The following is a 9,565-nucleotide window of genomic DNA, read 5'->3' as shown; positions in this document are numbered from 1 at the left end:
GCTCCCGGGGGAGCGGCCTCGCTCAGGCGCTCTGCGCGCAGACCGGTGCGACCTCCACGCCGTGCTCCGCTGCCAGTCGGTGCAGGTCCTCCAGCTCGGCCTGCTCGACGTCCGCGAGGTACTCGTCGCCGGTCTCGCGGGCCCGCGTGAGGTCCGACTGCGTGGTCCTGATGCGCTGCAGCAGCCCTGCGGTGAAAGCGTCCATGCGCCCCTCCTCATGGGTCCGGCGGCACGGGGGTGTGCCGAGGGTGGGTGGATCACACACTGTCCGCTCCCGGGGGACGGAAGAGCCGTGGGCGTGCCACATACAGGGCGTGATCGCGGGGTGTGCACACCTCCTCCCCACCCCTCCCCGGGCGGAAACCTCAACTGCCCGTCGAATCAGGTGAATTCTTCCCGCCTGCCCGGCCCCCGTCCGGGTCCCCGCGGCACCCCGCCCCCCGCCGGCGGCCGCGCACCGCCGCCTTACAGCCGGTTTACGCGCGTACGGGGCAGGATGGACACGCACAGTCAGTGTTCACGATCGCCCCCCGGTCCGCCCGGACCGGAGCGCCGAAGGAAGGAAGAACGACGTGCGCGTACTCGTCGTCGAGGACGAGCAGCTGCTCGCCGATGCGGTGGCCACCGGACTGCGCCGGGAGGCCATGGCCGTCGACGTCGTGTACGACGGCGCCGCCGCCCTGGAGCGCGTCGGGGTCAACGACTACGACGTCGTCGTCCTCGACCGCGACCTGCCCCTGGTGCACGGCGACGACGTCTGCCGCAAGATCGTCGAGCTGGGCATGCCGACCCGGATCCTGATGCTGACCGCCTCCGGCGACGTCAGCGACCGGGTCGAGGGCCTGGAGCTGGGCGCCGACGACTACCTGCCCAAGCCCTTCGCCTTCACCGAGCTCACCGCGCGCGTGCGCGCCCTCGGGCGCCGCACCTCCGTGCCGCTGCCGCCGGTCCTGGAGCGGGCCGGCATCAAGCTCGACCCCAACCGCCGCGAGGTCTTCCGGGACGGCCGGGAGGTCCAGCTCGCGCCGAAGGAGTTCGCCGTCCTGGAGGTGCTGATGCGCTCCGAGGGCGCCGTCGTCTCGGCGGAGCAGCTCCTGGAGAAGGCGTGGGACGAGAACACGGACCCGTTCACCAACGTGGTCCGGGTGACCGTCATGACCCTCCGGCGCAAGCTGGGCGAGCCGCCCGTCATCGTCACGGTCCCCGGCTCCGGCTACCGGATCTGATCCGATGGCCGCGACCCCGGCGCCGCACCCGCAGGCGCCACCGAAGCCCACCTGGGACCCGCGGGACCCGGTCCGGCCGCTGCTGCGGCCCACCATCCGGATACGGCTCACGCTGCTCTACGGCGGCATGTTCCTGATCGCCGGCATCCTGCTGCTGTCGATCATCTACCTCTTCACGGCGCAGAGCCTGACCGACAGCGTGGCCCGGCTGCCGTTCAAGATCGTCGAGGGCGAGGTGCTGCCCACCACCGCGGAGTGCGTGCTGCCCGACAAGGGCACCGGCGAGCAGTTCAACGCCGCCGTCTCCGTCTGCCTGCGGCACCAGACCGACCTGGCCCTCCAGGACCTGCTGCGCCGCTCGCTCTTCGCCCTGCTCGGGCTGAGCATCATCGCCTTCGCCTTCGGCTACGCCATGGCCGGGCGGGTGCTCTCGCCGCTGGGCCGGATCACCCGGACCGCCCGCCAGGTGGCCGGCTCCGACCTGGCCCGCCGGATCGAGCTGGACGGCCCGGACGACGAGCTGAAGGAGCTGGCGGACACCTTCGACGAGATGCTGGAGCGCCTGGAGCGGGCCTTCACCGCCCAGCAGCGCTTCGTCGCCAACGCCTCGCACGAGCTGCGCACCCCGCTGGCGATCAACCGCACGCTCCTGGAGGTCCACCTCTCGGACCCGGGGGCGCCGGTCGAGCTCCAACAGCTCGGCAAGACCCTGCTGGCCACCAACGAGCGCAGCGAGCAGCTGGTCGAGGGCCTGCTGCTGCTCGCCCGCAGCGACAACCAGATCATCGACCGCAAACCCGTCGACCTCGCCGAGGTCGCCGAGCGGGCGGTCGACCAGGTGCACGCGGAGGCCGAGGCCAGGGGCGTCGAGATGCGCGGCGAGCGGGCCCCGGTCGTCGTCCAGGGCAACGGCGTCCTGCTGGAGCGGATCGCCCTGAACCTGCTCCAGAACGCCGTGCGGTACAACGTCCCGGACGGGGGCTGGGTGGAGGTCACCACCGAGGCCCAGCACGGCCAGGCGGTGCTCGTGGTGTCGAACACGGGCCCGGTGGTCCCCGCGTACGAGATCGACAACCTCTTCGAGCCGTTCCGCCGGCTCCGGCAGGAGCGGACCGGCAGCGACAAGGGCGTCGGGCTCGGTCTGTCCATCGCGCGCTCGGTGGCCCGGGCGCACGGCGGACGCATCAGCGCGGAGCCCCGCGAGGGCGGCGGCCTGGTGATGCGTGTCACTCTGCCGATCTGACAGACTGCGAGGACGAGGCCCGATCTGTTCGCTTTGAGCGGAATTCCGGGACCCCCGTCCCGAGACGGGCATGTGTGATCGATCACAAGCGCGAGTGCCCGCGGAGTCGCGCTCCGTGACCGTGAATTCCGGGGGAAAACCCGGAAAAGTCCGGGTTTCCCGGGCTTCGACGGGCGGAAAGTACACGGGGTGGCGGCCCGCGCGGCCGACCCGAGGACCGTGTACGGTCCGCATCGCCACTCGTACCGATCACTCGTTGAGAGCGCGGGACGGGTGTCGATTGAGTAACAGACCTTGATGTGAGGCAAAATCTGCGCCTCAGGTCGGGCACAAGTCCGACCTCTCACGCGTTACGTGCGCTGAGACACCCGCAACCACCCAGAGGGGGAGAGCGACATGGCAACGGATTACGACACCCCACGCAAGACCGACGACGACGTCGACTCGGACAGCCTTGAGGAGCTCAAGGCCCGTCGGAACGACAAGTCGACCTCGACCGTCGACGTCGACGAGTTCGAGGCCGCCGAGGGCCTGGAGCTTCCGGGCGCCGACCTCTCGAACGAGGAGCTGGCCGTCCGGGTCCTGCCCAAGCAGGCCGACGAGTTCACCTGCATGAGCTGCTTCCTGGTGCACCACCGCAGCCAGCTGGCGCGCGAGAAGAACGGCCAGCCGATCTGCCGCGACTGCGACTGAGTCAGGCGCGGCCGTGGCAGGCGACACACCGTCCCGGAAGCGGCGTCTGAGGCTTCCCGCGAAGCCCCGGGCGTACAAGGGCGGCACAGGCCCGACGGAGGGCGCCCAGGAGGCTCCCGACGCCGCGCAGGCCGCCCCCCTGCCCTCCCTCGGCGTGGTGGACGACGAGCGAGGCCCCACGGCCTCGCTCGAAGCTGCCGACGCCCCCGGACCGGGCGAGGCACCGCTCCCCGCGGAGCGGGACCCCGAAGGCCCCTCGGACCCCGAGGCGCCCGAGGAGCGTGACGAGAGCCGTCACGGCAGGCTGGACGCCGTCAGGCGGCTGGCCAACCCGGCACGCGCGCAGCTCGACCGCATCAGGATCGACGCCGCGCGCATCGACGCCGTCCGCCGCAGCGTGGAAGGCGTCAAGCAGGGCGTGAAGCGGAGCGGCGACAGCGCCAAGGCCGGCATCGGCTATCTCGCCGACCGGCTGATCGACCTGGCCCCGCGCGTCCCCGTCCGCGACCTCGCGACCCTGCGCAAGCAGTTCCCCGGGCTCGGCCCCGAGGAACTGGCCGACAAGCTGGTCTTCGGCGCGGCCAACGCCAGCTCGACCGTCGGCGCGGGCATCGGCGCCGCCGCCATGCTCCCCGTACCGCCGGCCATGCCGGCCGAACTGGCGGCGGAGATCACCGGCGTCGCCGCGATCGAGCTCAAGCTCATCGCCGAACTCCACGAGGTCTACGGACTGCGGCCGCCCGGCACCCTGCCCCAGCGCTCGGCCGCCTACCTGACCTCCTGGGCCGAGGAGCGGGGCATCGACCCCACCAAACCCACGACCATCAACGCGGCCCTCGGCGGGCAGCTCAAGCGCGAACTGCGCCAGCAGATCATGAAACGCATGGTCCGCAACCTGCCGAACCTCACCCCGTTCATGGTCGGCGCGGCCGTCGGCGCGGTGATGAACCGGCGCGACACCAGGAAGCTCGCCGGCCACATCCGCAAGGACCTCAGGGCCCGCCAGGTCCCCTGGGACAGGCTCGTCGAGCTGCCCCCGCTGGAGCAGCCCGAGAACCCCAAGGAACTGGGCTTCTAGACCGCCCCGGGCCGCCAGGGGCGGCCCCGGGACGGACCTCCGCGGAGCGGGAGGGCTCAGCCCTCCGCCCGCACCGCCTCGACCGCGGCCGCCAGACCCTCCGGGTCACGGCTCGACAGGTACAGGTACGGCGTCGGGTCCGCCGGATCCGTCACCACCACCCGCACCGCCCGCGGCACATAGCTGCGCATCAGCATGAAGGCGCGCGGATCGGCCTTGTGCGTGCGCCAGGCGCGCGCCTCCTCCTCGTCCAGCACCTCGACCTCCCCCAGCGCCGACACCGGCACCCGGGCCTCGCCCGCCACCAGCGAACCGGCCACCACCCGGATCCGGGCCGAGCCGTACGAGGACGCCGCCACACCGGCCGCCACGCCCGCCACGATCAGACCGCCCAGCATCGGCACCGTCCCCAGCGGGAACATGATCAGACCGCCGGAGACCGCCAGCAGGAAGACGATCACCCACCACGAGCCGGGCACGGTCAGCCGCTCGTCGAAGCGGGGCGCCGCGGGGGAGGCGGGAGACGCGGGGGAGGAGGCCCCCGACGACGGGGTCGGCGCGGGGGTCGGTGCGGAAGGCTGCATGCGTCCAAGCTTGGCACGGCGCGACCCGCGCCCGGCCGCGCGGGTAAGGTCTGCGCCTGTGACTGGAACATCTGCCGCTCTCACCCCGCCGGCCGACGCCGTGGCGCCGACCCGCCATCCGGACGCGCCCGCCCCCGGCGAGCCGCTCGGCTCGCACTACGGCCACTGCTTCGGGTGCGGCGACGGGCAGCCCCACGGCCTCCACCTGGACGCCCGCGCGGGCGAGGGCGTGACCGTCACCGCCGAGTTCACCGTCACCGCCGACCACCAGGGCGCCCCCGGGCTCGCCCACGGCGGCGTGCTCGCCACCGCGCTCGACGAGACCCTCGGCTCCCTGAACTGGCTGCTCCGCGTCATCGCCGTGACCGGCCGCCTGGAGACCGACTTCCGCCGCCCCGTGCCGGTCGGCACCGTCCTCCACCTCCAGGCCGAGGTCACCGCCGTCCACGGCCGCAAGATCTACTCGACCGCCACCGGCCGCATCGGCGGCCCCGACGGCCCCGTCGCCGTCCGGGCCGAAGCCATGTTCGTCGAGGTCAAGGTCGAGCACTTCATCGACAACGGCCGGCCGGAGGAGATCCAGGCCGCCATGTCCGACCCCGACCAGGTCCGGCGCGCCCGCGCCTTCGAGGTGAACCCCTGATGCGCCCTCCCGTCGACGTACTGATCCGCCGGGTCGACCCGGACGTGCCGATCCCGGCCTACGGCCACCCCGGCGACGCCGGAGCCGACCTCGTCACCACCGAGGCCGCCGTGCTGGCCCCCGGCGAGCGCGCCGTGCTGCCCACCGGCGTGTCGATCGCCCTCCCGGACGGCTACGCCGCCTTCGTGCACCCCCGCTCCGGACTGGCCGCGCGCTGCGGAGTCGCGCTCGTGAATGCCCCGGGGACGGTGGATGCCGGGTACCGTGGAGAGATCAAGGTGATCGTGGTCAATCTCGACCCGCGCGAGAGCGTGCGGTTCGAGCGGTTCGACCGGATTGCCCAACTGGTCGTCCAGCAGGTCGAGAAGGTGCGCTTCCACGAGGTGGCGGAGCTTCCCGGCTCGGCGCGGGCCGAGGGGGGCTTCGGGTCCACCGGCGGTCATGCCGCCGTGGACGGCACCACGGGTGGGAATCGATACGCTTCGGTCGTATCCGACCGGGAAGGACAGTGACGTGTTCGGACGTCGCAAGAAGAGCGGTGCCGCCGACAAGGCGGGCGAGGCCGAGCAGGTCGTCGACGCCGTCACCGGCGAGGACGCCGCGGACGCGGCCGACCAGCCGCGCAAGGTGAACCTTCCGCCGGCGCCCCGGCCCGACGGTCCCTGGGACGTCTCCGAGGTCGCCAAGCCCGAGGAGGGCCGCGTCGACCTCGGCGGCCTCTTCGTGCCCGGGGTCGACGGCATGGAGCTCCGCGTGGAGGTGGCGGGCGACGCGATCGTCGCCGCGACCATCGTGCTGCGCGACAGCGCCGTGCAGCTCCAGGCGTTCGCGGCGCCCAAGAAGGAAGGCATCTGGGGCGAGGTCCGCGAGGAGATCGCCACCGGCATCGTCCAGCAGGGCGGCGCCATCGACGAGGTCGAGGGCCCGCTCGGCTGGGAGCTGCGCGCGCAGGTCCCCGTCCAGCTGCCCGACGGCAACCGCGGCGTGCAGATCGTGCGCTTCGTCGGCGTCGACGGCCCGCGCTGGTTCCTGCGCGGTGTCATCTCCGGCCAGGGCGCGGTCCAGCCCGAGGCGGCCGGCCTCCTGGAGCAGATCGTCCGGGACACCGTGGTCGCCCGCGGCGAGGGCCCGATGGCCCCGCGCGACCCGATCGTCCTCAAGCTGCCGAACGACGCGCAGATGGTGCCGGACGGCGTCCAGCAGGAGGAGCAGGCCGGGTCCCGCTTCTCCGGCGGCATGGGCCAGCTCCAGCGCGGCCCGGAGATCTCCGAGATCCGCTGACGCGCCCCGCGAGAACCCGGTCCGGTGGGCCGCCGCCCGTACGCACGACGTACGGGGGCGGCCCACCGGCCTTTTCCCCGGGCGGACGGTGACCGGCGGCCGAAGGCCCGTACGCCTTCCGCCGGCCCGACGGGCCCGTACGGCTCCCCGGGGGGCGCCCCTACGGGGCCGGGCGTCCGGAGGCCGGGGACGGCGGTCCGAAGATCGGGGTCTCCTCCGGGGTCCGGACCCTGGTCTCGGCGGCGGCGGCCGACCATACTGGTCTGCGCACGTGTTCGAGGAGGGGGAGCGCAGGGTGAGCGAGAACAGCACGCGGTCCGCGACGGCCGTCGCCGAGGACCCGGCCGGGGGGCCGATGATCCTGGTGGAGGGCCTGCGCCGCACCTTCGGCGAGGGCGAGGCCGCCGTCCACGCCCTCAAGGGCGTCTCCTTCGAGATCCCCCGCGGCGAGCTGGTAGCCCTCAAGGGCCGCTCCGGCTCCGGCAAGACCACCCTGCTCAACCTCGTCGGCGGCCTCGACAGCGCCGACGGCGGCCGGATCGTCATCGACGGCACCGACCTCTCCACCCTCGGCGAGGACGGCCTCCTGGCGCTGCGCCGGGACCGGATCGGCTTCATCTTCCAGTCCTTCGGCCTGCTGCCCATCCTCTCCGCCGCCGAGAACGTCGGCGTCCCGCTGCGGCTGCGCGACGCGGACCCCGCCGAGCGGGAGGAGCGGGTCGCCCTGCTCCTCGCCCTCGTCGGCCTCGCCGACCACGCCAACCAGCGCCCCGGCGAGCTCTCCGGCGGCCAGCAGCAGCGGGTCGCCATCGCCCGCGCCCTCGCCAACAAGCCGGCCCTCCTCATCGCCGACGAGCCGACCGGCCAGCTCGACGCGGAGACCGGCCTCGCCGTCATGGAACTGCTCCGGGCCGTGGTCCGCAGCGAGGGCTGCACCGCCCTCGTCGCCACCCACGACCACCAGCTCCTCGGCCTCGCCGACCGGGTCCTCGAACTCCGCGACGGCGAGATAGCCGAGGGCTGAGCCGTCCGGGACCGGCCGGTGCCGGGACACGCATCAGAATCACGTCAATACCGCACCGGGGTGTTCCTCCGCGTGCGGAATGTCCGATCGGCCGGACGTATGGTCGGTCCATGGGACGTGGCAAGCTTCGGATCTACCTCGGCGCGGCACCCGGCGTCGGCAAGACGTACGCGATGCTCGCCGAGGCCCACCGCAGGGTGGAGCGCGGCACCGACTGCGTCGTCGGCTTCGTGGAGCACCACGGCCGGCCGCGCACCGAGGTGCTGCTGCACGGCCTGGAGACCGTGCCGCGCCGCACCGTCGAGTACCGGGGCACCGCCTTCACCGAGATGGACGTCGACGCCGTCCTCGCCCGCCGCCCCGCCGTCGCCCTCGTCGACGAACTCGCCCACACCAACGTCCCCGGCTCCCGCAACCCCAAGCGCTGGCAGGACGTCGCCGAACTCCTCGCCGCCGGCATCGACGTCGTCTCCACCGTCAACATCCAGCACCTCGAATCGCTCGGCGACGTCGTCGAGGCGATCACCGGCGTCCGGCAGCAGGAGACCGTCCCCGACGAGATCGTCCGCCGCGCCGACCAGATCGAACTGGTCGACATGTCGCCCGAGGCGCTGCGCCGCCGGATGGCCCACGGCAACGTCTACACCCCCGACAAGGTCGACGCGGCCCTCTCCAACTACTTCCGCCCCGGCAACCTCACCGCCCTGCGCGAGCTGGCCCTGCTGTGGACCGCCGACCGGGTCGACGAGTACCTGCGCCGCTACCGGGGCGAGCACAACATCCGCTCCACCTGGCAGGCCCGCGAGCGGATCGTCGTCGGCCTCACCGGCGGCCCCGAGGGCCGCACCCTGATACGCCGCGCCACCCGGCTCGCCGAGAAGGGCGCCGGCGGCGAGGTCCTCGCCGTCTACATCGCCCGCAGCGACGGCCTCACCGCCGCCTCGCCCAAGGAGCTGGCCGTCCAGCGCACCCTCGTCGAGGACCTCGGCGGCACCTTCCACCACGTCATCGGCGACGACATACCGACCGCCCTGCTGGAGTTCGCCCGCGGGGTCAACGCCACCCAGATCGTCCTCGGCTCCAGCCGCCGCCGCACCTGGCAGTACGTCCTCGGCCCCGGCGTCGGCCAGACCGTCGCCCGCGACTCCGGCCCCGACCTCGACGTCCACATCGTCACCCACGGCGAGGTCGCCAAGGGCCGCGGCCTCCCCGTCGCCCGCGGCGCCCGCCTCGGCCGCTCCCGGATCCTCGGCGGCTGGCTCGTCGGCGTCGGCGGCCCCGTCGCGCTCGCCCTGCTCCTCACCCACACCGACGCCGACCTCGGCCTCGCCAACGACATGCTGCTGTTCCTGGCGCTCACCGTCGGCGCGGCCCTGCTCGGCGGGTTCCTGCCGGCGCTCGCCTCGGCGGCCGTCGGCTCCCTGCTGCTCAACTGGTTCTTCACCCCGCCGATCCACCGGATCACCATCGCCGACCCCAAGAACATCGTCGCCATCGCGGTCTTCTTCGGCGTCGCCATGGCCGTCGCCTCCGTCGTCGACCTCGCCGCCCGCCGCACCCACCAGGCCGCCCGGCTGCGCGCCGAGTCCGAGGTGCTCTCCTACCTCGCCGGCAGCGTGCTGCGCGGCGAGACCAGCCTCGACGCCCTCCTCGAACGGGTCCGCGAGACCTTCTCCATGGAGTCCGTCGCCCTCCTCGAACGGGCCGACGGCGCCGAGCCCTGGGACCGGGCCGCCGCCGTCGGACCCCACCCGGCCGCCCGGCCCGAGGACGCCGACGTGGACATGCCCGTC

11 protein-coding genes are annotated in these 9,565 nt (G+C 73.3%); 9 read left to right on the top strand and 2 right to left on the bottom strand.

From position 1 onward, the window contains the following. Nucleotides 1-22: 22 nt before the first annotated feature. On the bottom strand, nt 23-205 hold the full coding sequence (locus ACFW1I_RS36930; protein WP_384678257.1) for a hypothetical protein: 183 nt from the start codon (nt 203-205) through the stop codon (nt 23-25). Between the two features lie 367 nt (nt 206-572). On the opposite strand from ACFW1I_RS36930, the gene ACFW1I_RS36925 reads away from it, so the two are divergent. The 4 genes from ACFW1I_RS36925 to ACFW1I_RS36910 all read left to right on the top strand — a co-directional run bounded on the left by ACFW1I_RS36925 (nt 573) and on the right by ACFW1I_RS36910 (nt 4,240). After that, entirely contained in the window at nt 573-1,226 is a 654-nt protein-coding gene (locus ACFW1I_RS36925; protein ID WP_030496297.1) for a response regulator transcription factor, read from the top strand. Nucleotides 1,227-1,230: 4 nt separating this feature from the next. Further along, a complete protein-coding gene (locus ACFW1I_RS36920; protein ID WP_384678254.1) occupies nt 1,231-2,469 on the top strand; it encodes a sensor histidine kinase in 1,239 nt (412 codons plus the stop codon). 396 nt (nt 2,470-2,865) lie between these two features. Beyond that, entirely contained in the window at nt 2,866-3,162 is a 297-nt protein-coding gene (locus ACFW1I_RS36915; RefSeq protein ID WP_003955561.1) for a DUF4193 domain-containing protein, read from the top strand. Nucleotides 3,163-3,175: 13 nt separating this feature from the next. Continuing rightward, nucleotides 3,176-4,240 (top strand): hypothetical protein, encoded by a 1,065-nt coding sequence (locus ACFW1I_RS36910; RefSeq protein ID WP_384678252.1) that lies wholly within the window; start codon nt 3,176-3,178, stop codon nt 4,238-4,240. A 56-nt stretch (nt 4,241-4,296) separates the two neighbouring features. Here the strand turns inward: ACFW1I_RS36910 and ACFW1I_RS36905 are convergent, their stop codons facing one another. Beyond that, entirely contained in the window at nt 4,297-4,824 is a 528-nt protein-coding gene (locus ACFW1I_RS36905) for a DUF3093 domain-containing protein (RefSeq protein WP_384678250.1), read from the bottom strand. A gap of 58 nt (nt 4,825-4,882) precedes the next feature. On the opposite strand from ACFW1I_RS36905, the gene ACFW1I_RS36900 reads away from it, so the two are divergent. From ACFW1I_RS36900 to ACFW1I_RS36880, 5 genes are all read left to right on the top strand, one after another. Next, nucleotides 4,883-5,467, top strand: coding sequence for a PaaI family thioesterase (locus ACFW1I_RS36900; protein WP_384678248.1), 585 nt, complete (start codon nt 4,883-4,885; stop codon nt 5,465-5,467). Continuing rightward, entirely contained in the window at nt 5,467-5,979 is a 513-nt protein-coding gene (gene dut, locus ACFW1I_RS36895; protein WP_043230240.1) for a dUTP diphosphatase, read from the top strand. The genes ACFW1I_RS36900 and dut overlap by 1 nt, the downstream gene beginning before the upstream one ends. A gap of 1 nt (nt 5,980) precedes the next feature. After that, a complete protein-coding gene (locus ACFW1I_RS36890; protein WP_384678246.1) occupies nt 5,981-6,748 on the top strand; it encodes a DUF3710 domain-containing protein in 768 nt (255 codons plus the stop codon). Nucleotides 6,749-7,103: 355 nt separating this feature from the next. Next, a complete protein-coding gene (locus ACFW1I_RS36885; RefSeq protein ID WP_384678258.1) occupies nt 7,104-7,772 on the top strand; it encodes an ABC transporter ATP-binding protein in 669 nt (222 codons plus the stop codon). 110 nt (nt 7,773-7,882) lie between these two features. After that, nucleotides 7,883-9,565 (top strand): DUF4118 domain-containing protein (locus tag ACFW1I_RS36880; protein ID WP_384678245.1); only part of this gene is annotated, 1,683 nt, incomplete at its 3' end.

This window comes from Streptomyces sp. NPDC058955 (assembly GCF_042741435.1).
Taxonomy (GTDB): Bacteria; Actinomycetota; Actinomycetes; order Streptomycetales; family Streptomycetaceae; genus Streptomyces.
The sequence above is the reverse complement of the archived record's forward strand: the minus strand, read 5'-3'. Positions and strand labels throughout refer to the sequence as shown.

Excerpts from the sequence above, each read along its gene's own strand:
- ACFW1I_RS36885 (WP_384678258.1), top strand. The coding sequence starts at position 7,104 with ATGATCCTGGTGGAGGGCCTGCGCCGCACCTTCGGCGAGGGCGAGGCC.
- dut (WP_043230240.1), top strand. The coding sequence starts at position 5,467 with ATGCGCCCTCCCGTCGACGTACTGATCCGCCGGGTCGACCCGGACGTG.
- ACFW1I_RS36930 (WP_384678257.1), bottom strand. The coding sequence starts at position 205 with ATGGACGCTTTCACCGCAGGGCTGCTGCAGCGCATCAGGACCACGCAG.
- ACFW1I_RS36905 (WP_384678250.1), bottom strand. The coding sequence starts at position 4,824 with ATGCAGCCTTCCGCACCGACCCCCGCGCCGACCCCGTCGTCGGGGGCC.
- ACFW1I_RS36920 (WP_384678254.1), top strand. The coding sequence starts at position 1,231 with ATGGCCGCGACCCCGGCGCCGCACCCGCAGGCGCCACCGAAGCCCACC.
- ACFW1I_RS36915 (WP_003955561.1), top strand. The coding sequence starts at position 2,866 with ATGGCAACGGATTACGACACCCCACGCAAGACCGACGACGACGTCGAC.